The sequence below is a fragment of the Collinsella sp. AF02-46-1 genome, assembly GCF_003465825.1.
In the GTDB taxonomy this organism is placed as follows: Bacteria; Actinomycetota; Coriobacteriia; order Coriobacteriales; family Coriobacteriaceae; genus Collinsella.
Genome location: NZ_QSBV01000004.1, coordinates 100,125 through 124,725 on the forward strand (window position 1 = coordinate 100,125; position 24,601 = coordinate 124,725).

General features: G+C 61.5%; 22 protein-coding genes and 1 pseudogene. 17 read left to right on the forward strand and 6 right to left on the reverse strand.

Translation table 11 applies throughout. The features are described 5' to 3' along the window. Nucleotides 1-21: 21 nt before the first annotated feature. From nikR to trxA, 3 genes are all read right to left on the reverse strand, one after another. Nucleotides 22-534: a nickel-responsive transcriptional regulator NikR gene (nikR, locus tag DWV20_RS02800; RefSeq protein ID WP_118205863.1), complete on the reverse strand. Its 513-nt coding sequence runs from the start codon at nt 532-534 to the stop codon at nt 22-24. A gap of 1 nt (nt 535) precedes the next feature. Beyond that, on the reverse strand, nt 536-784 hold the full coding sequence (locus DWV20_RS02805; RefSeq protein ID WP_006235225.1) for a hypothetical protein: 249 nt from the start codon (nt 782-784) through the stop codon (nt 536-538). 221 nt (nt 785-1,005) lie between these two features. After that, nucleotides 1,006-1,326 carry a thioredoxin gene (trxA, locus tag DWV20_RS02810; protein ID WP_055250861.1) on the reverse strand — a complete coding sequence of 107 codons (321 nt, stop codon included), beginning with the start codon at nt 1,324-1,326 and terminating at the stop codon, nt 1,006-1,008. Between the two features lie 136 nt (nt 1,327-1,462). On the opposite strand from trxA, the gene DWV20_RS02815 reads away from it, so the two are divergent. Then, nucleotides 1,463-2,038 carry a hypothetical protein gene (locus DWV20_RS02815; RefSeq protein ID WP_117862665.1) on the forward strand — a complete coding sequence of 192 codons (576 nt, stop codon included), beginning with the start codon at nt 1,463-1,465 and terminating at the stop codon, nt 2,036-2,038. Between the two features lie 18 nt (nt 2,039-2,056). Here the strand turns inward: DWV20_RS02815 and DWV20_RS02820 are convergent, their stop codons facing one another. Continuing rightward, nucleotides 2,057-2,584 (reverse strand): GHKL domain-containing protein, encoded by a 528-nt coding sequence (locus DWV20_RS02820; protein ID WP_117843688.1) that lies wholly within the window; start codon nt 2,582-2,584, stop codon nt 2,057-2,059. A gap of 187 nt (nt 2,585-2,771) precedes the next feature. On the opposite strand from DWV20_RS02820, the gene DWV20_RS02825 reads away from it, so the two are divergent. The 7 genes and pseudogenes from DWV20_RS02825 (at nt 2,772) to DWV20_RS02850 (ending at nt 10,006) form a co-directional block, all read left to right on the forward strand. Then, on the forward strand, nt 2,772-3,878 hold the full coding sequence (locus DWV20_RS02825) for a hypothetical protein (protein WP_233539760.1): 1,107 nt from the start codon (nt 2,772-2,774) through the stop codon (nt 3,876-3,878). Nucleotides 3,879-3,960: 82 nt separating this feature from the next. Then, nucleotides 3,961-4,188 (forward strand): annotated as a pseudogene (locus DWV20_RS10035) (transposase); the annotation flags it as partial. Further along, a complete protein-coding gene (locus tag DWV20_RS02830; protein ID WP_158566293.1) occupies nt 4,089-5,141 on the forward strand; it encodes an IS3 family transposase in 1,053 nt (350 codons plus the stop codon). The pseudogene DWV20_RS10035 and the gene DWV20_RS02830, both read left to right, overlap by 100 nt. Before the next feature lie 997 nt (nt 5,142-6,138). Further along, entirely contained in the window at nt 6,139-7,164 is a 1,026-nt protein-coding gene (gene nadA / locus DWV20_RS02835; protein WP_118256335.1) for a quinolinate synthase NadA, read from the forward strand. A 56-nt stretch (nt 7,165-7,220) separates the two neighbouring features. Continuing rightward, nucleotides 7,221-8,597 (forward strand): L-aspartate oxidase, encoded by a 1,377-nt coding sequence (locus DWV20_RS02840; RefSeq protein ID WP_233539761.1) that lies wholly within the window; start codon nt 7,221-7,223, stop codon nt 8,595-8,597. Between the two features lie 3 nt (nt 8,598-8,600). Next, nucleotides 8,601-9,461 (forward strand): carboxylating nicotinate-nucleotide diphosphorylase, encoded by an 861-nt coding sequence (gene nadC, locus DWV20_RS02845; RefSeq protein WP_118256336.1) that lies wholly within the window; start codon nt 8,601-8,603, stop codon nt 9,459-9,461. Continuing rightward, on the forward strand, nt 9,461-10,006 hold the full coding sequence (locus tag DWV20_RS02850; protein ID WP_089573639.1) for a transcription repressor NadR: 546 nt from the start codon (nt 9,461-9,463) through the stop codon (nt 10,004-10,006). The genes nadC and DWV20_RS02850 overlap by 1 nt, the downstream gene beginning before the upstream one ends. A 204-nt stretch (nt 10,007-10,210) precedes the next feature. Here the strand turns inward: DWV20_RS02850 and DWV20_RS02855 are convergent, their stop codons facing one another. After that, complete coding sequence (locus DWV20_RS02855; protein ID WP_006235216.1) at nt 10,211-10,396, reverse strand: DUF362 domain-containing protein; 186 nt, start codon at nt 10,394-10,396, stop codon at nt 10,211-10,213. A 658-nt stretch (nt 10,397-11,054) separates the two neighbouring features. Here DWV20_RS02855 and dnaK point away from each other — a divergent pair. From dnaK to DWV20_RS02880, 5 genes are all read left to right on the forward strand, one after another. Then, the gene (dnaK, locus tag DWV20_RS02860) at nt 11,055-12,947 is read left to right on the forward strand and encodes a molecular chaperone DnaK (RefSeq protein ID WP_117564548.1); all 1,893 of its coding nucleotides are present in this window, start codon (nt 11,055-11,057) and stop codon (nt 12,945-12,947) included. A 2-nt stretch (nt 12,948-12,949) separates the two neighbouring features. Next, a complete protein-coding gene (locus DWV20_RS02865; protein ID WP_117564549.1) occupies nt 12,950-13,792 on the forward strand; it encodes a nucleotide exchange factor GrpE in 843 nt (280 codons plus the stop codon). A 107-nt stretch (nt 13,793-13,899) separates the two neighbouring features. Beyond that, nucleotides 13,900-14,865 (forward strand): DnaJ C-terminal domain-containing protein, encoded by a 966-nt coding sequence (locus DWV20_RS02870; protein ID WP_035136622.1) that lies wholly within the window; start codon nt 13,900-13,902, stop codon nt 14,863-14,865. Nucleotides 14,866-14,937: 72 nt separating this feature from the next. Then, on the forward strand, nt 14,938-15,354 hold the full coding sequence (locus DWV20_RS02875; RefSeq protein ID WP_055250809.1) for a heat shock protein transcriptional repressor HspR: 417 nt from the start codon (nt 14,938-14,940) through the stop codon (nt 15,352-15,354). A gap of 270 nt (nt 15,355-15,624) precedes the next feature. Then, entirely contained in the window at nt 15,625-17,925 is a 2,301-nt protein-coding gene (locus tag DWV20_RS02880; RefSeq protein WP_117629676.1) for a hydratase, read from the forward strand. A gap of 272 nt (nt 17,926-18,197) precedes the next feature. On the opposite strand, the gene DWV20_RS02885 is transcribed toward DWV20_RS02880, so the two are convergent. Beyond that, nucleotides 18,198-18,866 carry a hypothetical protein gene (locus DWV20_RS02885; protein WP_117583635.1) on the reverse strand — a complete coding sequence of 223 codons (669 nt, stop codon included), beginning with the start codon at nt 18,864-18,866 and terminating at the stop codon, nt 18,198-18,200. A gap of 234 nt (nt 18,867-19,100) precedes the next feature. Between DWV20_RS02885 and DWV20_RS02890 the strand changes: the two genes are divergently transcribed. The 4 genes from DWV20_RS02890 to DWV20_RS02905 all read left to right on the forward strand — a co-directional run bounded on the left by DWV20_RS02890 (nt 19,101) and on the right by DWV20_RS02905 (nt 24,576). Further along, entirely contained in the window at nt 19,101-19,772 is a 672-nt protein-coding gene (locus DWV20_RS02890; RefSeq protein WP_147329350.1) for a hypothetical protein, read from the forward strand. 286 nt (nt 19,773-20,058) lie between these two features. Continuing rightward, a complete protein-coding gene (clpB, locus tag DWV20_RS02895; protein WP_117759104.1) occupies nt 20,059-22,686 on the forward strand; it encodes an ATP-dependent chaperone ClpB in 2,628 nt (875 codons plus the stop codon). A 134-nt stretch (nt 22,687-22,820) separates the two neighbouring features. Next, the gene (locus DWV20_RS02900; RefSeq protein WP_233502698.1) at nt 22,821-23,015 is read left to right on the forward strand and encodes a hypothetical protein; all 195 of its coding nucleotides are present in this window, start codon (nt 22,821-22,823) and stop codon (nt 23,013-23,015) included. Between the two features lie 208 nt (nt 23,016-23,223). After that, entirely contained in the window at nt 23,224-24,576 is a 1,353-nt protein-coding gene (locus tag DWV20_RS02905) for an ATP-binding protein (protein WP_117773731.1), read from the forward strand. Nucleotides 24,577-24,601: the final 25 nt, after the last annotated feature.

Sequence of the window (24,601 nt, forward strand, 5' to 3'; positions counted from 1 at the left end):
TGTCCCTTTTTGGCAGGTGCGCTACAGTCCCAGGCTCTGCTTGGTGGCGGCGCACGTGAGCTCGCCGTGCTTAACGCCGCGCAGGCCCAGCAGACGGTCGGCCAGCTCGTAGACGCGCTCGCCGCGACCCTTGAGCGCCAGAATCTCTAAGCAGTTGTGGTGATCCAGATGCACGTGCATGGTCGATACGATCTCGTCGGTGTAGTCGTGCTGCACTTCGTCCAGACGGCGCGTCAGGTCGCCGGTATGGTGGTCGTAGATCATGGTGAGCGACCCGATAACATGCTCATCGGGCGTGCGCATCTGCTCCTTGGCGATCGAGGCGCGAATCAGGTCGCGCACGGCCTCGGAGCGGTTGGCCACGTCGCCGCGGCGCGCGATCTGTTCGTCAAAACGGCGCAGCAGGTCGTCCGGTGCGGTAACCGAAAAGCGGACCAGCTCGGAGCCGGAGCCACTACAGTGGCAGCCTGCGTCACCGTCCGCCCCGTGCGGATGCTCGTGCTCGTACCCGCAGCCGTGCTCGTGTTCGGCCACGTTACACCAGCTTCACGGAGCCGACGGAGTTGTGGTCGGCCTCGATGGCCTCTTCGTAGCCCTCGAGTGCGTCGTGGGCCTCGTGCAGCGCGGCCATGGCTGCCTCGAGCTTGGCGCCGATGCGCTCCATGTCAAAATTCTCGGTCGCATGCAGCAGCTGATGGCTCCACTCGTGAGCGAGCTCGATGGTGTCGTCGACCTGCTTGACGCTCATGGCAAGCTGGCTCATGTTCATTCCAACATCATGCATGGAAAATCTCCTTTTGTATGGGGCAGTTCAGTGGTTCAGATTTTACTACGCTCGCTCTATGCGCTGCTGCATAAGAAAACGGGTACGAGTCTGTGTGACTCGTACCCGTTCACTGGGGGCTGTTTGTAACTACCATACTATCCGTGGTCGCACGCGCCGCACCCGGCAGTCCGGCGAGCGGTGCAAAACCGCTCATGGACGGCGGGCAAGTAACAAGCGTATTACAGATGCTTCTCCAGCAGCGCCTGCAGCCTCGCCTTGGGCAGAGCGCCAACCGAGCGGTCAATCTCCTCGCCGTTCTTAAACACAATCAGCGTGGGGATGCTCATGACGCCATACTTCATGGCCAGGTCCTGGTTGTCGTCGACGTTGCATTTGGCAACGGCAAGCTTGCCCGCCAGCTCATCGGCAACCTCGTCAACGATGGGCGAGAGCGATCGGCAGGGCCCGCACCACGGCGCCCAAAAATCGACCAGCACGGGCAGGCTGTCGTTAACGATGGAATCGAAGTTCTCGGGGGTAATCTGCTTAATGTCAGCCATGGTGACCTCCATAATACGACGCGGCTCGGCCGCGTAAAACTCAGTACGACCGTGCTTATACCCAGCCGCCCGCAAAGCAACCACTCGCGGGCAGCTCTTTTATATAATGGTGGGCACGCAAACGATTGGAGAGCGCATGTCCACGTCACAAAGCCAGAAAAAAGAAGCCATCGCCCAGGCGGCCGAGCAGGAGCTCACATCGCTTGCGGTCCGTGGCGTGCGCATCGTGGGCAACGCGTGCTCGCCGATCGTGCTGGTCAAAGGCGATTTGGACGAGGCCGAGCGTTCGGGCGGCGAGCTGGCTGCCGGTCCGGACGGTGCTGCGCTGCGCAAGGCGCTTGGGGCCATCGGCTACGCGCCCGAGGATTTTTGCGTGCTGGCAAGCGTCGCCGGCGCAGGCGACGGAGCGGTCGCGGTGGGCGAGACTCTGCCGTGCGAGCTGTTCCGCGAGGCGCTTGAGGCTCTGGATCCCGAGGCGGTGCTGCTGCTCGATAACAGCGCGGCCGATGTCATGCGCGAAACCTACGCCGATATGCTCGTGGCGATTGATGACTTCGACACCGCCATGCTCAAGCCCGGCCTGGTCGCCCATGTGCAGGGGCGCCGCGTGCTGGCGCTCGACGGTTTTGAGGCGGCGCTCACCGACAAGGCCGCCAAGCAGCGCATGTGGGCCTACATTAAGCAGCTGACCCCGGCGGCTGCACCGCTGTAGCGAGGTTGGCGGCAGCCCCTACATCACGGCGCGCAGCTCAAACCGGTCGCCGTTAATGCGGAACTGGCAGTTGCCGTTCATGCGCTCGACGGCAAGCATAATGCTCTTGGTGCCAAAGCCGTGCCCAGTGTGCTGAGCCACGGGCATGCCGTCGACCATGTGCGGCGCACGGCCAAACGTGTTGGAAACCAGCAATAGAAGCTGACCGTCTTCGTAGCGAAGGTCCAGGTCGACAAACCGCTTGCCTTCGGGGGCGGCGCTCGCCGCGGCGATGGCATTGTCCAGGGCGTTCGATACCACACTGAATAGATCGACATCGCCCACGTGGACGGTTTCGGGCACGGCGGCGTGCAGGTCGGCGGTGATGCCGTGCGCGTTGATGTCCGCGGAAAGCGACGAGAGCGCAATGTTGACCGTTTCGTTGGCGCAGTAGCGGCGCACGGCGGTGCGGTCGTTGGTCTCGCAGAGCGCGTCGATGCGCTCGAGTGCCTCATCGGTGTGACCCTCTTCGATCAGGGCCGCTAGACCGCGCAGGTAGTGGCGCATGTCGTATCACATTGAGACCAAGTCAAGAAGAATCGCTTCGGTCGAATCGCGTCTTTTGGGTGAGTTCTCAACGTCCGCTGCCGCTGGTTTCCACCGTATGCCGAAAACACCCGGACGATGCCGTGCAGATCGCTTCGCTCTGCTATAGTCTCCCAAATTCACGTTTTCTATTGGGATGGTGGTTAATATGGGCGACATACTCGAATCGTTCCTGCGCGTGGCGATGGTGGTGTTCATCGTCGGTCCGCTCACTGCATGGGTCGCCCGTCGCGGCGCGCGCGAGCGCAGTGAGGCGACGGACAGCCTCGATCGCTTCACGGTGCGCATGCCCGCTGCCATTCGCACGATCATCGCCTGCTGCGCCGTCGCGTTCGAACTGCTCATGCTGGGTGTCTACGTCTGGCAGGGCGTCTCGTTGGGCGAGTGGGACCACGAACTTGTGTGGTTCGGTCACGCCATGGCGCTCGCGGGCATGGCCATCTGGGCCCTGCTGAGCATCCCGCGCATCGACGTGGACGGTGAGCGAATTCTCTCGCGTAACGCCTTCGGCATCCGCAAGGAGACGACGTTTGGCAACATCACCCGTGCAACGCTTCACACGCAGATGATGAGGATCGACCTGTTCGAGGGCGACCGGAAGTTCTGCTCGATAAGCCTCGAGGGGGTGTGCTCGCTCAACCTCCTCGCCCGTCTGGAGGAAGAGGGCATCGAGGTCTCGGACGCTGTTGACGGCCCGATGACCAAGGCGGGTCTGTGTTGGTCTGCCATCAAGCCGTTGACGATTGTTTTCAACGGTATGGCGCTCGTCTTCTCGCTCGTGATCGCCTTCATGGCTGTTTTCACCGACGCCGGTGCTCGTCTGCTCCTGCTCGTCCCATGCCTCTTCCTGTTCATAGGGGGACTCCTGCCTCTGCTCATGCTCAGCATGCCCGCCCGTGGTATCTACGAGATCGGCAGACAGGAGCGCGAACTCGGTTTCTCCTTCGCCGAGGAGATGGCGAGCCGAGGTGCCACGGGCACCTCGCTTGTCGACGACGATTGGTTCATCGAGATCAGCAACGCCCGCGTCGTGGCGTTCCGCCGCGATTATCTCAAGAAGGTCACGGCGCACGAGGATAGCGAGAGCGGCGACCGTTGCACGGTGACCACGAAAGGCGGTCGCAAAATCAAGGTGTACGCAGCGGGCAGCACGCTCGAGGACCTGCGCTCGTGGTTCAAACAGGGTGCCAAGGCCAGAAGCACGCTCGACCGTGCAGAGGACGTGCTCGAGACGACGCCTGATTGGGTTGTCTGACCTGTATCGTCTTTTCGGACACGCATGCTAGAGGCCCAATCCTTTAGAATACATTCATCGACGACCGAGAGGACGGTATGCTATGTCCAACCCAGCCGCCAAGTACACCGACGAGTTCAGGCGCGAGACCGCCGACTACATCATCTCGACGGGCAGGCCGATAACGGAATGCTGCGCAGAACTGGGCCTGAATTCCAAGACCGTGAACAAGTGGGTGCAGAGCCGCCGGCGCGAGCTTGCCGGCGGGCCCGACCCCAAGGCCGAGGACCGCGAGCTTCGCGAGGCGAAAAGGCGCATACGCGAGCTCGAGATGGAGAACGCCTTCTTGAAAAAAGCCGCGGCCTTCTTCGCCAAAAGCCAGGCGTAGCCGCATGCTACCGGATGATGTTGGCGGAGAAGGCCGAATTCCCGGTGAAAATGATGGCCCGCGTGCTCGGCGTGAGCCGATCGGGCTTCTACTCGTGGCTCTCCAACGGCTGCCCGCGAGAAGACTGGTCGGCCGAGCGCGAGGCGGTCCGGCGCGTGTGGCTGGAGTCGGACCGCAGGTTCGGCTTCCGGTTCGTGAAATGCTTCCTGCCCGGCGAGTTCTCCGGATTGACCCTGTACAGGGTGCGCAAGCTGATGCGCGAGCTGGGAATACGCGGCTGCACGCCCAACGCCAGGAAGCGCACCACCATCCCCGACCCGAAGGCCAGGCCCCGGCCCGACCTGGTGCGCCGCGACTTCACCAGTCCCGTTCCAACCTGCAAGCTCGTGGGCGACATCACCTACCTGCGCACCGGCGAGGGATGGCTGTACCTGTCGACGGTCATCGACCTCAACACCCGCATGGTGGTGGGCTGGTCGCTCTCCGAGCGCATGACCGCCGACATCGTGGTTTCGGCGCTGGCGTCGGCCAAATCGCGCGGCTACGTGGCCGGCAACGCGATATTCCACGCCGACCGCGGCGCCCAGTACACCAGCAGGCTTCTGGCCGAATGGGCGCGCGACAACGACGTGCGGCTGTCCTGCAGCCGCGCCGGCAACTGCCACGACAACGCGGTGGCCGAGTCGTTCCTCGCCATGCTGAAGAACGAGATGTACTACAGGCGCAGCTTCCCGACCAGGGATTCCGCCAAGCACGCGGTGGTCGAGTTCATCGAGGCGTACTACAACCGCCGAAGGCCCCGCTCGACGATCGGCTACAAGGTGCCGGCCGAGGCCATGGCGGCCTTCTTCGAGAGAACCGAGCCCAAGCTCGAGGCCATGCCTATGGCCGCTTGATTTCTCGAGCTTGCGTGTCCGAAATCTTGACACAGGTCAGAAGGCCTCGATGCCAGCGCTGCGCCGATATGGGGCAGCGGCCCCCCCCCGTTGGCCGCCATGGCCCTGACTTCCGAGCGTATGCTGGCGCCGCTCGTCTTAAGACGTCGACCTCCATCCGGAGCCTGCGGTTCTCGCGCTCGGGCTCCAGGATCCGGTTCTACTCGGGCGTGCGGTTGTCGGCGGCGCGCGGCGAGCCGGTCTCGTTTATCGACTTGACCCGCCTCTCCACGGTGCTCTTGTCGAGGTCGCACTCGTCCATGGCCTCGCGCCTGGGCTTTCCGGCGTTGTGGAGATCGACTATCTTCCTCTTGAACTCGTCGGTGAAATGCCTCGGTCTGGGGCCGGTCGAGGCCGAGCCCCCGGTCCGGCTGGGGTAGCATGTCGCTGCGGACCATTGTCTTTCCTCTCGTTGAATATCTAGGCGCTGACGATTCTAGGCGATGGCCCTCTCTTGCTGCTTACACCTCGATTGTGCTCGCTACCCCCAGCGGGCCCGGATCGAGCGATTCGGACCCGCTTTTGGGGCCTGCCGGAAACCCGGTGGTCAAAAAGGGCCAAATATGAGTACTGTTACCAGTTTGGTGGCAGCCAAATGGCCTCAAAAATCGGTGCCAGAGGCCAAAAGTGCATCGATTTTCGTTCTTCAGAGTCGCGATCGGGCTCCAAACAAGGCGATTTTGCTGCTCTGGACCGGAAAATCGATGCTACTAATTTGGTGACAGTACTCATATTTGGCCCTTTTTGACCACTGCCCCTTGGTCCAGGACAAAACGGGCTGCCCGAATCATGGGGCGGGTCCATTTTCGGCTGTCCTCAGCTTGCCAGTTCGAAAATGGACCCGCCCCAAGATTGAATCTTTATTCCAACTTTACACCTGGCTTTACAGCTGTCTTGTCAGCTGTAAAGCCAGGTGTCATACTAAAGCCCCAAGATTCGCCAAAAGAGAGGGGCCTTGATGGCACAGAGCGCGAACATGGATGCATCGGAGCTTGCACGCGATATCGCGGCCGGCCTAGCATCGGCAACGACGGCAACGGAGCGCGCGGCACTGGTGCCCGCAGAGCTCGTCGAGGCCATTCAGCAACTAAAAGCCCAACGTGACGCGGTAATCCTGGCGCACTACTATGTGGCGCCCGAGGTCCAAGCCGTTGCCGATTACGTCGGCGACAGTTTCTACCTGGCAAAACTCGCCAAGAGCCTGCCGCAGCAGACTATCGTGCTGTGCGGCGTGGAGTTTATGGGCGAGAGTGCCAAGCTGCTCAACCCCACCAAGACCGTGCTGCTGCCCGAGCCGGGCGCGGACTGCCCCATGGCGCACATGGTCAAGCGTGAGACGGTCGACGCGGCGCGCGCCGAGTACGGTGACGACCTTGCCGTGGTCTGCTACGTCAACTCCACGGTCGAGATCAAGAGCTGGAGCGACGTGTGCGTCACCAGCTCCAACGCCGTCAAGATCGTGTCCGAGCTGCCGCAGCAGCACGTCCTGTTCATCCCCGACCAAAACCTGGGCCGCTTCGTAGCCGAGCAGGTGCCGCAAAAGCACGTCATCCTCAACAACGGCTACTGCCCGCGCCATCACATCATCACCGTCGAGCAGATCGTCGACGCGACGGAGGCCCACCCCGACGCGCTCGTGCTGGCGCATCCTGAGTGCAAGGCCGACGTCCTGGCCGAGGCCGACTACATCGGCTCCACCGCCGGCATCATCAAGTATGCCGAGGAGTCCGACGCCAGCGAGTTCATTATCGTGACGGTCCGCGGCGTGCTCTACGAGCTCGAGCGCCGCTGCCAGGGCACCGGCAAGAAGTTCCACTTCCCCGCGGTGAAGCCCACCTGCGTCAACATGGACCTCATCACGCTCGAAAAGCTCGTGCGCTGCCTGGAGACGGGCGAGGGCGAGGTGCAGATCGGCGTCTCGGACGAGGCGGCAGACCAGGCCAAGCTCACGCTCGACCGTATGCTCGAGTACGCAGCGCGCTAGAACAATGTGACATGAGGGACAGTCCCGCATGTCACATTACAAGGGAGAGGATTCCTGTGGAAACCAAACAATACCCCGACATGGAGTGCGACGTCGTCATTGCCGGCTGTGGCGTGGCGGGCCTGTACGCGGCTCTCAACCTGCCGACGAGCACGCGCGTGATCATGCTCTCCAAGGGCGCTGTCGACGAGTGCGATTCGATGCTCGCGCAGGGCGGCATCTGCGTACTGCCCGAGGGCTCGGACTACGATGCCTTCTTTGAGGACACCATGCACGCCGGCCACTACGAGAATCGCCGCGAGAGCGTCGACATCATGATCCGTTCGAGCCGTTCGGTCATCAACGATCTGCTAGCGATGGGCGTGGATTTTGAGCGCAAGGCCGACGGCAGCCTCAACTTTACCCGCGAGGGTGCGCACAGCCGTCCGCGTATTGCCTTCCATGCCGACATTACGGGCAAGGAGATCACGACCAAGCTGCTCCAGGCCGTTCGCAAGCTGGATAACGTGCAGATTTTGGAGCACGTGGCCATGACCGACATCCTGACGGGCGAGCGTGACGGCGTCACGGTGTGTGTCGGTGTCGTCGCCGTTTCCGTGGACGAGGACAACTCGGTTCGTCCCGCCGACGAGCTGGCAAATGCCGCCGAGGGCGTGCATGCCGGCGAGCCGTTTAAGATTCATGCCCGCCGCACGCTGTGGGCGACAGGCGGTATCGGCGGCGTGTACGACCATTCGACTAACTACCCGCAGCTCACCGGTGACGCCTGCTACATCGCGCAGGAGCACGGCATCACGATGGAGCACCTGGACTACGTGCAGATCCACCCCACGGGACTGTTCTCGCCGCAGCCGGGCCGCACCTTCCTGATCAGCGAGAGCTGCCGCGGCGAAGGCGCGATTCTGCTCAATGCCGCCGGCGAGCGCTTTACCGACGAGCTGCAGCCGCGCGATGTTGTCGCCGCCGCTATTCGCGAGCAGATGAAGCAGGACGGCACCGAGCACGAGTGGCTGAGCTTTGCCCCCGTCGAGCGCGACGTGGTGACCGGGCACTTTGCCAACATCCGCGCGCGCTGTCTGGAGGACGGTCGCGACATCTTGGACGAGCCCATTCCCGTTACGCCCACGCAGCACTACTTTATGGGCGGCGTGTGGGTCGACAAGGACGGCCGCACCTCGATGCCCGAGCTCTACGCCGCTGGCGAGACGGCCTGCAACGGTGTTCACGGCAAGAATCGTCTAGCTTCCAACAGCCTGCTCGAGTCCCTAGTTTGGGGCCGCCGCGCTGCTTGGCGTATGCGCACCGGCGAGTCGCTGACCGTGGAGCAGGCCGGTGAGCCCGCGCTTGACGGACGTCACCGCGCCCTGAGCGCCGAGACCCTTGCAATCGATGATTTGGCCCGTGCTGCCGGCACACAGGCCGTGGAGGAGTAGACCATGAATCCCATTACCATGAAGCTCGTCGTCGATGATCTGATTTTGCAGGCTCTGCGCGAGGACATCACGTTTGAGGACGTGAGTACGGCGAGCGTGTGCCCCACGGCGCGCCCCGCTACCGTTGAGCTCATCGCCAAGGCCGATGGCATTATCGCCGGCCTGGACGTATTCGCTCGCACCTTTGAGCTGCTGGATCCGCAGAGCTCCGTGTTGTTCGATGTTTCGGATGGCGACGAGGTGCATGCCGGCGACCATGTGGGTCAGGTGCGGGGCGATGCGCGCGTGCTGCTTTCGGGTGAGCGCGTGGCGCTCAACTACCTGCAGCGCATGAGCGGCATCGCTACCTACACGCACAGCATGGCCGCGGCGCTCGAGGGAACCAAGACCGTGCTCGTCGACACGCGCAAGACCACGCCGGGCATGCGCGTCTTCGAGAAGGCCGCGGTCGAGATCGGCGGCGGCAGCAACCACCGTTACAACCTGTCGACGGCCGTCATGCTCAAGGACAACCACATCGACGCCGCCGGCGGCGTGATGCGTGCGATCGAGATGGCGCGCGCCCATGCATCGTTTACCACGACGGTCGAGATCGAGTGCGAGAACCTGGACATGGTGCGCGAGGCCGTGGAAGCCGGCGCCGACATCATCATGTTCGACAACATGACCCACGACGACATGGCTGCCGCGATTGAGCTTATCGATGGCCGCGCCAAGACCGAGTGCTCGGGCAACGTGGACGCCAGCAACATTCGCGCCCTGGCCGATCTGGGTGTCGACTATATTAGCTCGGGCGCCCTGACGCACTCTGCGCCGATCCTCGACCTCTCGCTTAAGCACCTGCGTCTGCTGGACGGTAAATAATGAACGCCCGCGAGCGTCGCCGTGCCATCATGGGCGTGCTTGAAGGAGCCAAGGAGCCCGTTTCGGGCAGCGCACTTGCCCGCGAGGTTGGCGTGAGCCGTCAGGTCGTGGTTCAGGATATTGCCCTGTTGCGTGCCGATGGGCACGATATCGTGGCGACCAACCGCGGCTACGTGCTGCAGGAAGCCGCGAGTAGCCCCGCCGTGCCCACGCGTCTTGTTAAGGTGCGCCACGGCGTGGAGCAGGCGGGCGACGAGCTTACGAGTATCGTCGACGCGGGTGGCGCCGTGCTCAACGTGATCGTCAACCATCGTGTGTACGGCAAGATCACGGCCGACCTGGACATCCGCAATCGTCGCGATGTTGAGCGCTACCTGCACGATATCGAGAGCGGCAAGAGCTTTCCACTACTAACGGTGACGAGCGGCTACCACTTCCATCGCATCGCGGCGGAGGACGAGCAGACCCTCGACGAGATCGAGGCCATACTCAAGGAGAAGGGCTACCTTGCCGATTTAATGCCCTACGAGGATGATTTGTCCTAACCCGATACTGTCTATATAAGTTGCGGTGAAATAGTTCCTACAATCGGCACCTAAGCAATGAGCCAGGAACTATTCCACCGCAACTGCCAAGGTAGCCCCGTCCCCAATTAGCTGCCTGTACAAACAAAAGGAGGCCTCCGCGGCGATGCGGAAGCCTCCTTTTTTGTGCACGGTGTACTTTTGAGTGTGCAAGTGGGGGAGTTGTTACTCCTCGACGATCTCGGTGATCGCGCCAGCGGGGCAAGCGTCCTGGCAAGCGCCACAGGCGACGCAGGAGTCCTCGTCGGCGACGGTAGCGACGTCCTGGAGCTCCAGAACGCCAGCGGGGCAGGAGTCGACGCAAACGCCACAAGCGATGCACTCGTCGGCATCAATTACGGGATGAGCCATGGTAGTTTCCTCTCTGTTGACCGACGCTACAGGCGATGCGCGCCGGTTTGATTCGGGCAAAAACATACCACGGGAGCGACCGTTTGCAATACCCTCTGGCCGGCATCTTCATACCGTTCGCCGAGTATGCCAAGGTTTACTAAAAAACGCGCAGGTGGGGCCGTTGAGCTGCGCAAATGTTAGCTATAGGTGACTTTTAATATTGACCTATTGAGCGCGCCTGCGGAAAGGGCATCCCGTTATTTGGCCGAAAACCGGGTCGCAGTTTCCGGTTGGGCCCGCTAGCGGAAACTGCGACCCGGTATCAGCTCTCAAAACGGGATACGGTTTCCGGTTGAGCCTTCAGACGGAAACTGCGACCCGGAATCTACGCTCAAACCGGGATGCGCTTGCCGCAAGACGGCCCCCAGGCACCCCCGGACGCAAACCTCAGCCATCTCTACATAGATCTCAATAGATTTGCCGAGAACTCATTCAGCGCATCTACCTGCGCATTTAAGAACCTAAACTCTCAACAATAAGAAATCTTATATGAATTGACTTAGATTTTGTATATTCCGGCCCATAAGGGGATACACTACATCCTGAAAGACAAGCCGAAGCGCCGCGCGACAGATCGTCGAGGCGGCGCGAACGCAAAAGAGAGAGGGAATTTCTAATGAGTAAGATTCTTGGTATCGACCTTGGTACTACTAACTCCGCAATGGCCGTCCTCGAGGGCGGTTCTCCGACCATTATCGTGAACGCCGAGGGCGACCGCACCACCCCGTCTGTCGTGGGCTTCCGTGCTGACGGCGACCGCGTCGTGGGTAAGGCCGCTAAGAACCAGGCGGTCACCAACCCCAAGAACACCGTGTTCTCCATCAAGCGCTTCATGGGCCGCAAGTACTCCGAGTGCACCTCCGAGATCAAGACCGTGCCGTATGAGGTCAAGGAGGGCCAGGGTGGCCGTGCCGTCGTCGATATCGAGGGCAAGGATTATACCGCCGAGCAGGTGAGCGCCATGACGCTCGCAAAGATGAAGGCCGACGCCGAGAAGTATCTGGGCGAGACCGTCACCGACGCCGTCATCACCGTCCCGGCCTACTTCAACGACGCCCAGCGTCAGGCCACCAAGGACGCCGGCAAGATCGCCGGCCTCAACGTCAAGCGTATCGTCAACGAGCCGACCGCTGCTGCTCTGGCCTATGGCCTGGACAAGCAGGGCACCGACCAGCGCATTCTGGTCTTCGACCTGGGCGGCGGCACCTTCGACGTCTCCATCCTCGACCTCGCTGACGGCGTGTTTGAGGTTCTGTCCACCTCGGGCGACAACCACCTGGGCGGCGACGACTGGGATCAGCGCGTCATCGACTGGATGGCCGATAAGTTCCAGCAGGAGAACGGTGTCGACCTGCGTCAGGACCCCATGGCCCTGCAGCGTCTGAAGGAGGCCGCCGAGAACGCCAAGAAGGAGCTCTCCGCAGCCCAGCAGTCCACCATCAACCTGCCGTTCATCACCATGAACCAGTCTGGCCCGCTGCACCTCAACTACACGCTGACCCGCGCCGAGTTCGAGAAGATCACCCGCGACCTGCTCGAGCGCTGCAAGCAGCCTGTCACCAACGCCCTGCGCGACGCCAAGCTTAAGCTCTCCGATCTGACCGAGGTCATCCTCGTCGGCGGCTCCACCCGTATGCCCGCCGTCCAGGATCTGGTCAAGACCATGACCGGCAAGCAGCCCAACATGTCCGTGAACCCCGACGAGGTCGTTGCCGACGGCGCTGCCGTCCAGGGCGGCGTGCTCACCGGCGACGTCGAGGGCATCCTGCTGCTCGACGTTACCCCGCTGTCGCTGGGCGTCGAGACCATGGGCGGCATCATGACCAAGATGATCGACCGCAACACCACGATCCCGACCTCCAAGACCGAGGTCTACTCCACCGCTGCCGACAACCAGACCAGCGTCGAGATCAACGTGCTCCAGGGCGAGCGCGAGCTTGCCCGCGATAACAAGTCGCTCGGTAAGTTCCAGCTGACCGGTATCCCGGCTGCCCGCCGCGGTGTGCCGCAGATCGAGGTCACCTTCGACATCGACGCCAACGGCATCGTCAAGGTCTCTGCTAAGGACAAGGGCACCGGCAAGGAGCAGCAGATCACCATTTCCGGCTCCACCGCGCTTTCCGACGACGAAGTCGATCGCATGGTCAAGGACGCCGAGGCTCATGCCGAGGAGGACAAGAAGCAGAAGGAAGAGGTCGAGGTCCGCAACCAGACCGACAGCCTGTGCTACTCCACCGAGCAGACCCTCAACGAGCTGGGCGACAAGGTTTCCGCCGATGTGAAGTCCAAGGCCGAGGCCGCTATCGCCGACGCCAAGAAGGCGCTCGAGGGCTCTGACGTCGAGGCCATCAAGGCCGCTGGCGAATCCCTGCAGTCCGTAGCCTACGAGCTGGCTCAGGTTGTCTACGCCGACGCTCAGCAGCAGACCGACGGCGCCGCCGGTGCCCAGCCTGCCGACGATGACGTTGTCGACGCCGACTACGAGGTTGTGGACGACGAGGACAAGTAATCATGTCCGCCCGTAAAGCTCGCACGGAGGCGGCCGCCGCTGGCGCCGCCCCCGTTGACTCTGAGGAGAAGGACGTGAAGATTCCCGTAGAGGCCGTCGACGATACCGAGGCCAACGAGGCTGAGGCCGCCGAGGCTGCCGAGAACCAGGTAGAGGATTCCAACAAGGAGGCGACGATGACCGAGGACGAGATGGTGGAAGCCGCTATCCGCGCCGGTGAGGAAGCCGCCGACAACGACTTTAAGCTCAAGTTCGAGCAGGCCCAAAAGGAGCTTGCCGACGTACGCAGCGAGCTCGATGCTGCGGCAGAGGCTCAGAAGGCCGCCGAGGACAAGGCAAAGGACGCCACCGAGCGTACCGCCCGTCTGCAGGCCGACTGGGAGAACTTCCGTCGCCGCACCGCCAGCGAGCGTATCGCCGAGCGCGAGCGCGCGACCGAGAAGCTTGTCACCGCGCTGTTGCCGGTGGTTGACGATATCGAGCGTGCAATCGACCATGCCCGTAGCCAGGAGCTTTCCGACGACTTTAAGCAGTTCGTCGATGGCGTTGATGCGGTGCATGCCAAGCTGCTCGATGTGTTTGCGCACGAGGGCGTTGAGCCCATCGACCCCAAGGGCGAGGCGTTCGATCCGCTCGAGCACCAGGCCGTGGGGCGTGTCGAGGACGCATCGCAGTACGACGAGACCGTCAACGACGTGTACCAGAAGGGCTACCGCATGGCGGATCGCATCCTGCGCTCCGCGATGGTGACGGTGACCTACGGTGGCGAGAAACGCCCCGCACCGGAGCCCGAAGCGGCGCCCGAGGATGCTACGGCCGATACGGCCGAGAGCACCGAGGAGTAATTGAGAAGGGCCCCGGGGCAACACCCGGGGCCCTTTCTGGCCTAGTGCCATATGACAGTATGAGCCGCCGCCCGTTGAGCGGTGGATGAAACAGGAGAGGAGCTACGATGGCTGCAGGCAAAACCTTCTATGACATCCTGGGCGTATCCAAGAGCGCCTCCGACAAAGAGATCAAGAGCGCGTTTCGCAAGCTCGCGCAAAAATACCACCCCGATGCCGGCGGCGACGAGGCCAAGTTCAAGGAGATTAGCGAGGCTTACGAGACGCTTTCGGACGAGAAGAAGCGCAAAGAGTACGACCAGATGCTCATGTTCGGCGGCATGCCGGGCGCGGGCGGCGCGTATGGCGGCGGCTACGGTGCCGGCGCCGGTGCGAGCGGCTGGGGCGATATCTTCGACAGCATCTTTAGCGGCAACGGCGCCTGGGGCAGCGATTGGGGCTCGGGCTTTGCCGGGGCTGCGGGTGCTGCCGGTGCCGGCGCGGGCCGCAGCCGTGCTCGCAAGGGCGGCGACCTGTCGCTGACTGTCGACGTGACGGCCGAGGACGCGTTCCGCGGCGTGACGCACAAGGTCACCTACCGCATTCCCTCGACGGGCGAGCAGCAGACCATTACGGTCTCGGTGCCTGCGGGCGCCGTGGATGGCGGCAAGCTGCGCTACAAGCGTCGCGGCGAGTATGGCGTTGCCGGCGGCGAGCGCGGCGACCTGGTCGTGACCACGCACGTGGAGGAGCATCCGCTGTTTAAGCGTAAAGGTGCCGACGTGACCATGGAGGTGCCGATCTCGGTCTACGAGGCGGCGCTCGGCTGCACGGTGGACGTGCCGACGCCCGGCGGTGCGACGGTTCGTCTGAAGGTGCCCGCGGGTACCCAGACGGGCAAGAAGTTCCGCTTTAAGGAAATGGGGGCGCCCGACGTTAAGCACCGTGGCCGTACGGGCGCGCTGCTCGTCGAGATCAAGGTGCAGGTTCCCACGAACCTGTCCGACGATGAACGCGATGCCATGACCAAGCTGCGCGAGGCCGACACGCGCGACTATCGCGAGAAGGTCAATCGTTACAAGGCGACGTACTAGGGCGGTCGCGGCGCACGCCCACGCCCGCGGGCTTATGATGGACGATAACGAGACGGAAAGGGGTCAGGTAGCATGGCCGAGGACAATAGGAACAAACCGCTGTACATGATCAGCGTGGCGGCCGAGCTGACCGGCATGCACCCGCAGACTCTGCGCGTCTACGAGTCCAAGGGCTTGGTGAACCCCCAGCGCTCGGGCGGCAACACGCGTCTGTATTCGCGTGCCGATATCGAGCGCCTGGAGCTCATCAACCAGCTGACTGACGAGGGCATCAACCTTGCCGGCGTGGTGCGCATCCTCGATATGAAGGAGCGTGCCGAGGAGCGCGAGCGCGAGAACGAAAAGCTCCGCGCCCGCGTGCGCCAGCTCGAGGACGAGCTGCACGAGTATAAGATGCAGAAGAAGATCACCGCCCTGGCCCCGCGCGACGGCTCGGTCAACCCCGAGCAAGTCATGCGCAAACTGCTGGGCACGGGCGGCGACCTGTAGGCACTCATTGGGGACAGACTTAAATGAGTACCTGCAGAATGAGAGTGGATAATCTCCCGTTTTTTGCCTGTTTGCAGGCTCAAAGTGGGAGATTATCCACTCTCGTCATTTGAGCGTCTAAGTCTGCCTCCCCAGGACCTAACTCGTCCTCTGCTTTACTGAGATAAAGTGAACGCAGAGATTCGTAACCCACTCGCAACCGTTCTATGGCACGATATTGAACGAATGTATGCTATGCGCCCAAATCTTTTGGGCAGAGTGGGAGACAGTATGGTCAAGCTGTACGAGGACGGCATCTACCTGCGCGGCGGCAGCGAGGTTGTGCCTGCGGCCGAGGCTGCCGAGCGCGGTATTACGCAGACACCCGAGGATGCCAAGCGCGGCACCATCGCGTATTCGATCCTCCAGGCACACAATACGTCGGGCGACCCCGAGGCACTCAAGATTCGCTTCGATGCCATGGCGAGCCACGACATCACCTTTGTCGGCATCATCCAGACGGCGCGCGCTTCGGGCATGGAGCAGTTCCCGCTGCCTTACGTGCTCACCAACTGCCATAACTCGCTGTGCGCCGTGGGCGGCACCATCAATGAGGACGACCACGTCTTTGGCCTTTCCGCAGCCAAGAAGTACGGCGGCATCTTCGTTCCGCCGCACATCGCCGTCATCCACTCCTTTATGCGCGAGAACTTCGCCGGTTGCGGCAAGATGATCCTGGGTTCCGACTCGCACACCCGCTATGGTGCCCTGGGTACCATAGCCGTGGGCGAGGGCGGCGGCGAGTTGGCAAAGCAGCTGCTGCGCGACACCTACGATGTCGCCTATCCCGGCGTCGTGGCCATCTACCTCACGGGCGCCCCGCGCCCCGGCGTCGGCCCGCACGACGTGGCGCTCGCCATCATTCGCGCCGTCTTTGCCAAGGGCTACGTCAAGAACAATGTCATGGAGTTTGTGGGCCCGGGCATCGCGAGCATGACGACCGACTACCGCAACGGCGTTGACGTCATGACCACCGAGACCACCTGCCTGTCGAGCATCTGGGCCACCGACGAGGACACGCACGCGTTTTTGACCATGCACGGCCGCGGCGACGACTATCGCGAGCTCAAGCCCGCCGATGTCGCCTACTACGACGGTTGCGTCGAGGTCGACCTGTCGAGCATCAAGCCCATGATCGCACTGCCGTTCCATCCTTCCAACGGCTTTGAGATCGACGAGCTCAACGAGAACCTCGAGGACATCCTGCACGAGGTGGAGCTCGAGGCCGCCAAGATCGGCGAGGGCAAGACGCACTTTAGCCTGCTCGACAAGATCGTCGACGGCAAGCTGCACGTGCAGCAGGGCGTTATCGCCGGCTGCTCGGGCGGCAACTATGACTCCGTGGTCCAGGCTGCCCGCGTGCTCAAGGGCGCCAATACCGGCTGCGGCGAGTTCTCGCTGTCGGTCTATCCCACGAGCCAGCCCGTGGCGCTCGAACTTACACGCCGCGGCTACATCTACGACCTCATGGAGGCCGGCGCAATCGTGCGCACGGCATTCTGCGGCCCGTGCTTCGGCGCCGGCGACACGCCCGCCAACAACGGCCTTTCGATCCGTCACACCACGCGCAACTTCCCCAACCGCGAGGGTTCCAAGCCGGGTAATGGCCAGCTGAGCGCCGTGGCCCTGATGGACGCCCGCTCCATTGCGGCAACGGCTGCCAACGGCGGCGTCCTGACGCCGGCGACCGACCTGCCCGAGGACACTTGGGACGAGGCCTGCGAGTACACCTTTGACGACGCGCCGTACAAGAAGCGCGTGTACTGGGGCTTTGGCAAGGCGGAGCCTGCCGACGAGCTGGTCGAAGGCCCCAACATCAAGCCGTGGCCCGCGATGGAGCCGCTCGGCGACGACATCCTGCTCAAGGTTTGCTCCAAGATCATGGACCCGGTCACCACGACCGACGAGCTCATTCCCTCGGGCGAGACGAGCTCCTTCCGCTCCAACCCGCTGGGCCTGGCTGAGTTTACGCTGAGCCGCCGCGACCCGGCCTACGTGGGTCGCTCCAAGGAGGTCGACGCTGTGGAGAAGCGTCGCGTTGCCGGCGAGTCCGCGGGCGACCTGGCGGCGTTCGATGCCGAGCTTGCCGGTGTGTTTGAGGCGCTGGCCGGCGCGGGTGTCGCGGCCGATGCCAAGGCGACCGAGTTCGGTTCCATGATTTACGCCAAGAAGCCTGGCGACGGCAGCGCCCGCGAGCAGGCCGCGAGCTGCCAGCGCGTAATTGGCGGCCTGGCCAACATCGTCCACGAGTACGCCACCAAGCGCTATCGCTCCAACGTGATGAACTGGGGCATGGTGCCCTTCCAGATGGAGGCCGAGCCCAACTTTGAGGTGGGCGATTACGTCTTTGTGCCGGGTATCCGTGCCGCGCTCGATGGCGACCTGAAGGACATCGCCGCCTACGTGGTGCGCGCCGATGGTGCGGTCGATCAGATTGAGCTCTACATTGCCGATATGACGGCAGAGGAGCGTGCCATCGTCAAGGCCGGCTGCCTGATCAACTACAACAAGTTCAAGGCCGCTGCCGAGTAGCGCACTTAATTGTCCGCCCGGGGCTTACCCTTTCCCGCCCGCTCACGCGCTTCGCGAGGGCCGCGTTCGGGAAAGGGTAAGCCCCGGGCTACATTTCTGCGTTCTCGTTGGGTCTTGAGGGACGCTAATAAATAGACTTGCTTGATGCCGCCTCTGTTATCGGGGCGGCTTCTTTTTGTTGAAAACCACCACAAAGGGGGCAGGCACCTTTGTGGTGGTGGGGACGAGCTCGATGCTGTTGTGATCGTTGAGCGGCATGTTAATGGGCGGCTCTACAGAATTTCATCTGGGCTGGCGGGTTTGGTTGTTTTGGGGATGCCGAGTTTGGATGACGCGAAATCGTCAACATTGTCCTTAATTCCGTCTTTGGTGTAGACAGTGACCATATAGGTGCTGTGTCCGAATTCGCCCTTGTCGCGTGTTGCCCAGGCATCCCAGTAGGCGGCCCCGTTTCGCCCTTTGATTTTTCCGACACGGCGGAGTTCTGTTCGCTTTAATTTCTGGTTGCTATAGATGGTTCGACCGGCCTCCTCGGTGAGCCCGCACTGTCCAAGCATCTTGTCGAGGACTTGGTTCATGTGGCGCTCATCGGTGTTTGGTGCGTAGTCGTAGGCGAGGGTGATGAAGTCGAGTGGCTGGTCGTCGATTAGATAGTTTAGCGTCTGAGGTCCAAGGCAGAAATAGGGGGAGCATCCGTCGATCTGACCGAGCAGTGGCAACTTTGACTGCCAACTTCCGGTGGGAATTCCATCTTCGTAAAACACGCCGCGACAGATAAAGGAGAGCGAGGTGGCACGCGAGCCGGCGTCGACCATTCCGCATAAATCGAAGGGCGAGGTGATACCAAGGGAAAAGGGCGTGATGACGATAAGGAAGAGCATCACGATGGGTATGGCGAGAATGGCGATGACGTTGCGACCGGTGGAATGAGGCGGCTTCATATGCGCTCCTCGAGACAAAGATCTGTTGAGGATAGGCAGAAATGGATATGTTCAGAGAGCAATTCAAGTTTAATCTCATTGCGCGAGATGGTCGACCGTTAGCGTCGAAAACCACCACAAAGGTGCCTGTCCCCTTTGTGGTGGTGAGGAGCGCGCGGCTTCTTTTGGTAATAGTGTTAGCTGGCGGTATCATTAGTGCAGGTGGCGAAGGTTTGCATTGTGGGGTGTTTTGCCGTGAGCCGTTCTGCCCGTATTGGATTGATTGTCTTGGCGCTTGCGATCGCTGTGGTTGGCGCGGGCGCTGTCGGTATGGCATTTCTACCTGCTGCGGTGACGGAGCCGGTGGTCAAGCCTGTGACTCAATCTGTCGAACTTCTGACCGGCGACGACAAGCCCGAGACCATTACCGTTGATTTTGATGAGCAGCCGGCTGTGCTGGGTATTAGCAATTATCCGCGTATTCAGCTTGGGGCCATGCGCTATACCACGGATACAAGCCTGATCGATAGGGCGTCCGAGCTACTCAAGGGCAAAACATTTAAGCGTTGGTACGGATATGCGTCCTATCGGGCAAAAGCGAACGACATGGTTGGCGGATGCCACTCGTCCATCGAGCTGGACACTGCAAACGGCGCAAAGTTATGTGATGTCTCGTACGATCCGGGCTACGAGGGCAATGAGGGTCCGGGCATCTACATCATGGACGGCGATGTCGCCTATGTCATGGAGGGCGACCAGACCGAGCTCAACGATTTTATGGGTCAGTGTATCCAAGATGCCTATAAACAGACCTGCTTGCCTGACCCGCAGACTGCACGCGATAGTGGGTCTGCCCGTACATGGCTGTTCGAGGATGAGATGCCCTGGACCGTCGAATCGGGAAGTACGGGTTCGGCGAAGGAGTAGAGACCGCGACCACCACAAAGGTGCCTGTCCTCTTTGTGGTGGTTTTCGGTCTGTCTCGATCTGTAACATCTAGGATCAAAAATGGCTGCTAGATGTTACAGATCGAGACGGTAGCGCGCCTGGGCAGCGGCGGGCTGACATCTCAGTACCCTATCCGTAATTCACTCAGAAAATCTTATATATAGAGACTTAGATTTGTGTATAAGATCGCGTAAAGCTGGCAACAATACTTCTCGAACAACGTGAAGCCGCCCCGTAGGGCGGCCGCCCCAAGAGAGGTGATTCCATGAGAATCGATAAGCTAGCAATGACGTCGCGCGAGGCGCTGCAGACCGCCATGAGCACGGCTGCCGATGCACAGGCCGGCGCGGTGGAGCCGATCCACCTGCTGTCTGCCCTGCTCGGTGCCGGCGAGCGCAATATCTCCGTGATCATCGAGCGCATCGGTGCCGACCCGGCTCAGCTCGCACGCTCCACACAAGATGCCATCGACCATGCGCCCAAGGTGTCGGGCGAGGGTCAGCAGATGGGCCTGTCCAACGAGCTCGTTCGCGTGATCGAGAAGGCCGAGAAAAAGGCCACCAAGATGGGCGACAGCTTTGTGGTGACCGAGCATCTGCTGATGGCACTTGCCGAGGACAAGGGTGAGGCGGGTCGCGTGCTGCGTGGCGCCGGCGTGACCAAGGAGCGCATCGAGCAAGTCTACGAGGAACTGCGCGGCGATGACCGCGTGACGTCTGCCGAGGACAAGACGCAGTTTGAGGCGTTGGAGCAGTACGGTCGCAACATCTGCGATCTGGCTCGCGCCGGCAAGCTCGACCCGGTCATCGGCCGTACCGACGAGATCCGTCGTACTATTCAGGTTCTGTCCCGCCGCACCAAGAACAACCCCGTGCTTATCGGCGAGCCGGGCGTCGGCAAGACGGCCATCGTCGAGGGCATTGCTCAGCGAATCGTGGCCGGCGACGTACCGAGCACCCTGCGCGACCGCGACCTCATCGAGCTCGACATGAGCGCGCTGGTCGCCGGCGCCAAGTACCGCGGCGAGTTCGAGGACCGCTTGAAGGCCGTACTCAAGGAAGTCCAAAAGTCCGAAGGCAAGGTCATCCTGTTCATCGATGAGCTCCACACCATCGTGGGCGCGGGTGCCACCGAGGGCTCCATGGACGCCGGCAACATCCTGAAGCCGGCGCTTGCCCGTGGCGACTTGCACGCAATCGGCGCGACTACGCTCGACGAGTATCGCAAGTACATCGAGAAGGACGCGGCACTCGCCCGTCGTTTCCAGACCGTGATGGTCTCCGAGCCCACCGTCGAGGACACCATCTCGATCCTGCGTGGCCTCAAGGAGAAGTACGAGATCTTCCACGGCGTGCATATCACCGATAGCGCGCTCGTGGCGGCCGCCGACCTCTCCGATCGCTACATCGCCGACCGCTTCCTGCCCGATAAGGCCATCGACCTGGTTGATGAGGCGGCAAGCCGCCTGCGCATGGAGCTCGACAGCATGCCGGTCGAGATCGATGCCACCACGCGTCAGCTCACCCAGCTGCAGATCGAGGAGCAGGCGCTCATGAAGGAGACCGACGACGCCTCCAAGGAGCGTCTGGAGGCCCTGCGCCAAGAGATTGCCGAGGTCCAAGAAAAGCTCAACGTGCAAAAGGCCGGCTGGCTCAACCAGAAGAACGCCATCGACCACGTGCAGGAGCTCAAGGGACAGCTCGACGAGGCCAAGAGCGAAGAGGAGCGTGCGACGCGCAACGGCGACCTGGGCCGTGCGTCCGAGCTGCGCTACTCCGTGATTCCGGGCCTGCAGCAGCAGATTCAGGATTCCGAGGCTGCGCTCGAGGCGCAAAAGCAGCAGGACGGCGAGGGCCTCAACGAGCAGGTGACCTCCGATGAGATCGCTGAGGTCGTGAGCGCTTGGACCGGCGTGCCCGTCTCCAAGATGATGCAGGGCGAGCTCGACAAGCTGAAGGGCTTGGAGGGCGAGCTGCATAAGCGCGTCATCGGCCAGGACGAGGCGGTCTCCGCTGTCGCCGCGGCCGTGCGTCGCAGCCGTGCGGGCCTCTCCGATCCGGACAAGCCCATCGGCAGCTTCTTCTTCCTGGGCCCCACCGGCGTGGGCAAGACCGAGCTCGCCAAGGCGCTTGCCGAGTGCCTGTTCGATGACGAGCGTGCGCTCGTGCGTATCGACATGTCCGAGTACATGGAGAAGTTCAGCGTCCAACGTCTGATCGGTGCGCCTCCGGGATACGTGGGTTACGACGAGGGCGGCCAGCTTACCGAGGCCGTGCGCCGTCGTCCGTACTCCGTGATTTTGCTCGACGAGATGGAGAAGGCTCATCCGGATGTCTTTAACGTGCTGCTGCAGGTGCTTGATGACGGCCGTCTGACCGATGGCCAGGGTCGCCAGGTGTCCTTCAAGAACACGATCATCATCATGACGTCTAACGTGGGCTCCAAGGCCATCGCCGATCTGTCCGGTAAGGACGAGGAGGAGATGCGCCATCAGGTCGACGCCGCCATGGCTCAGACCTTCCGCCCCGAGTTCCTCAACCGTATCGACGATATCGTGGTGTTCCATCCGCTCGGCATGGCGCAGATCGAGAAGATCGTCGACATCCAGCTTGCCGACGTCCGCGCGCGTCTGGCCAAGGAGCGCATGACGCTTGCCATCACCCCGGCGGCCAAGCAGATGCTCGCCGTGGGTGGCCTGGACCCCGTGTTCGGTGCCCGTCCGCTCAAGCGCCTGGTCCAGCGCGAGGTCGTGGACGCCATCGCCGCCGCCATCATCGACGGTACGGTGCGCGAGGGCGATCAGGTGACGGTCGATGCCGACAAGGACGGCGGCTTTACCGTCGTGTGCGACAACACGCCGTCTGCTACCTACGAGGTCCCCGACGCCGAGTAGATTTATGGGACATGCCTTAAAATCTGCCAGCCGTCTCTAAACGCCAAGGGCGGCGGATCCAATTGGGTCCGCCGCCCTTTTTCGTGCGACAATCGATAATGTTGAACACGATTGCATGGCAAGGAGATATGCAGATGATAGACAAGAACAAGACGAATGCGCCGGTCGCCAACGCCGCGCCGGCCGCACCCAAGCCTGCACCCAAGCCTGTGCCCAAGCCGCGCGACCCCTACATCCGTGCCGAGAACGAGGATGACGACGGCTACGATCCTTATAGCGATCGTCGCCCCGAGCGCGAGCCCCTCTTCGAAGCCGACCCCTGGCGTTAAGTAGCTCATTTGGGACGGGGCTTTTTTAGCTACTTTGTTTTCGGCTAGAGGCGTTCATGCCTGCCCCCCTCGGCCGCTCGATATCCTCCGGGAGGGGCCACTAATAGAAAACTTGCTTATCCATTAATCAAGATACGCATAATCTTGCTCTCCTGCTAATCAAGAATCGTTATAATCTTGATTAGCAGGAGAGCAAGATTGGAGAATTATGGCATTCAACGACTTGGTGGCTCAAAAAATAAAGGACTTTGAGCAACAGGGGATTCCGCAGGTCTTTGAGCGCGACCTTGATCTGGGCAACCCGCAGGAGCCAAAGCGCGACAACATCGTATATGTGATTGTGGGCGCCCGTCGTTGTGGAAAGACGTATCGCCTGTATCAGGAGATACGGCGGCTTCAGGGCCAAGGCGTCGAGCTTGACCGGATGCTATATTTCAATTTTGAGGATGAGCGCTTGCGTCCGTATGAGCCATCGCTACTAGCGGACGTGCTCGATACATTCTATGCACTATATCCTGCTGCTCGAGGCGAGGGCGCCTACCTTTTCTTTGACGAGATCCAGGAAATACCCGAATGGGGTGCGTTTCTGCGACGCGTGGTCGATACGGAGAAGGCGACCGTTTACGTGACGGGATCTTCTTCTAAGATGCTGTCCTCAGAACTTAAGAGCGAGTTCAGGGGCCGTTCTCTTGTGCGAGAGCTTTTTCCGTTGAGTTTTTCGGAATACGTCCGATATAAGACGGGGAGCGTTCCTGAGCCGGATGCACCCTTTTCATCGAGCGATGCAGCACTGCTTCGACATCATCTGATCGGATATCTCGAGCGAGGGGGATTCATCGCGACACTTGAGCAGACGCCCGCAGACGCGATTCAGCTGCTACAGGAATATGCGTCGCGAACGGTCGCCATGGACGTCGTTGAACGTTACGACGTCAAGAACCCCCGTTTGGCCTCGCTGTTTCTGGCGCGGTGCATGGCATCTTCGGGACGAGAGCTGTCAGTGAACAAAGTGTACAACGAGTTCAAGAGCAGACAGATATCCGTCAGTCGAAATACGCTCAGCGACTTACTTGAGTATTACGAGGACGCCTACCTGCTGTTTTCGGTGCCGGAGTTCACGCGTTCGCTTGCAAATAATACGCGGTCTGCGTCTAAGGTCTACGCCGTCGATCCTGCGATGTTCGGAGCGTTCTCCCCCGCATCGGCATTGGATCATGGTCAGAGGCTCGAGACCGCGGTGTTCAATGCGCTCAGAAGAAGGACCCCCGCCGTGCGGCCCGGTTCGGTTTGCCGCCTGCTGATTAAAGATAAGAATAAAAGCCATGAGGTGGACTTTGTGGCTGGGGATGCACTGCTCATGCAGGCTTACGGCCTGATTCAGGTAAGTGTGGATATGACAAGCGAGAAAACGCGCGAGCGCGAAATTGCCGCGCTCGATGCCGCGATGGCCCAGTTTGATCTTGGCGAGTCGGTAATCGTTACCATGGATGAGCAGGCCGATATTCCATGCAAACACGGCGTGGTACATGCTGTGCCCGCATGGAAGTGGCTCCTTTCCTAATCGTCTATGGATTTGCGAGGCCAGG

What these genes read in the sequence shown, in the direction of transcription:
- DWV20_RS02900 (WP_233502698.1), top strand. Translation starts at nt 22,821, where the DNA reads ATGATAGACAAGAACAAGACGAATGCGCCGGTCGCCAACGCCGCGCCG.
- DWV20_RS02875 (WP_055250809.1), top strand. Translation starts at nt 14,938, where the DNA reads ATGGCCGAGGACAATAGGAACAAACCGCTGTACATGATCAGCGTGGCG.
- clpB (WP_117759104.1), top strand. Translation starts at nt 20,059, where the DNA reads ATGAGAATCGATAAGCTAGCAATGACGTCGCGCGAGGCGCTGCAGACC.
- DWV20_RS02825 (WP_233539760.1), top strand. Translation starts at nt 2,772, where the DNA reads ATGGGCGACATACTCGAATCGTTCCTGCGCGTGGCGATGGTGGTGTTC.
- DWV20_RS02865 (WP_117564549.1), top strand. Translation starts at nt 12,950, where the DNA reads ATGTCCGCCCGTAAAGCTCGCACGGAGGCGGCCGCCGCTGGCGCCGCC.
- trxA (WP_055250861.1), bottom strand. Translation starts at nt 1,326, where the DNA reads ATGGCTGACATTAAGCAGATTACCCCCGAGAACTTCGATTCCATCGTT.
- DWV20_RS02870 (WP_035136622.1), top strand. Translation starts at nt 13,900, where the DNA reads ATGGCTGCAGGCAAAACCTTCTATGACATCCTGGGCGTATCCAAGAGC.
- DWV20_RS02805 (WP_006235225.1), bottom strand. Translation starts at nt 784, where the DNA reads ATGCATGATGTTGGAATGAACATGAGCCAGCTTGCCATGAGCGTCAAG.
- DWV20_RS02855 (WP_006235216.1), bottom strand. Translation starts at nt 10,396, where the DNA reads ATGGCTCATCCCGTAATTGATGCCGACGAGTGCATCGCTTGTGGCGTT.
- dnaK (WP_117564548.1), top strand. Translation starts at nt 11,055, where the DNA reads ATGAGTAAGATTCTTGGTATCGACCTTGGTACTACTAACTCCGCAATG.
- nadC (WP_118256336.1), top strand. Translation starts at nt 8,601, where the DNA reads ATGAATCCCATTACCATGAAGCTCGTCGTCGATGATCTGATTTTGCAG.
- DWV20_RS02885 (WP_117583635.1), bottom strand. Translation starts at nt 18,866, where the DNA reads ATGAAGCCGCCTCATTCCACCGGTCGCAACGTCATCGCCATTCTCGCC.
- DWV20_RS02815 (WP_117862665.1), top strand. Translation starts at nt 1,463, where the DNA reads ATGTCCACGTCACAAAGCCAGAAAAAAGAAGCCATCGCCCAGGCGGCC.
- DWV20_RS02880 (WP_117629676.1), top strand. Translation starts at nt 15,625, where the DNA reads ATGGTCAAGCTGTACGAGGACGGCATCTACCTGCGCGGCGGCAGCGAG.
- DWV20_RS02850 (WP_089573639.1), top strand. Translation starts at nt 9,461, where the DNA reads ATGAACGCCCGCGAGCGTCGCCGTGCCATCATGGGCGTGCTTGAAGGA.
- nadA (WP_118256335.1), top strand. Translation starts at nt 6,139, where the DNA reads ATGGCACAGAGCGCGAACATGGATGCATCGGAGCTTGCACGCGATATC.
- DWV20_RS02905 (WP_117773731.1), top strand. Translation starts at nt 23,224, where the DNA reads ATGGCATTCAACGACTTGGTGGCTCAAAAAATAAAGGACTTTGAGCAA.
- DWV20_RS02820 (WP_117843688.1), bottom strand. Translation starts at nt 2,584, where the DNA reads ATGCGCCACTACCTGCGCGGTCTAGCGGCCCTGATCGAAGAGGGTCAC.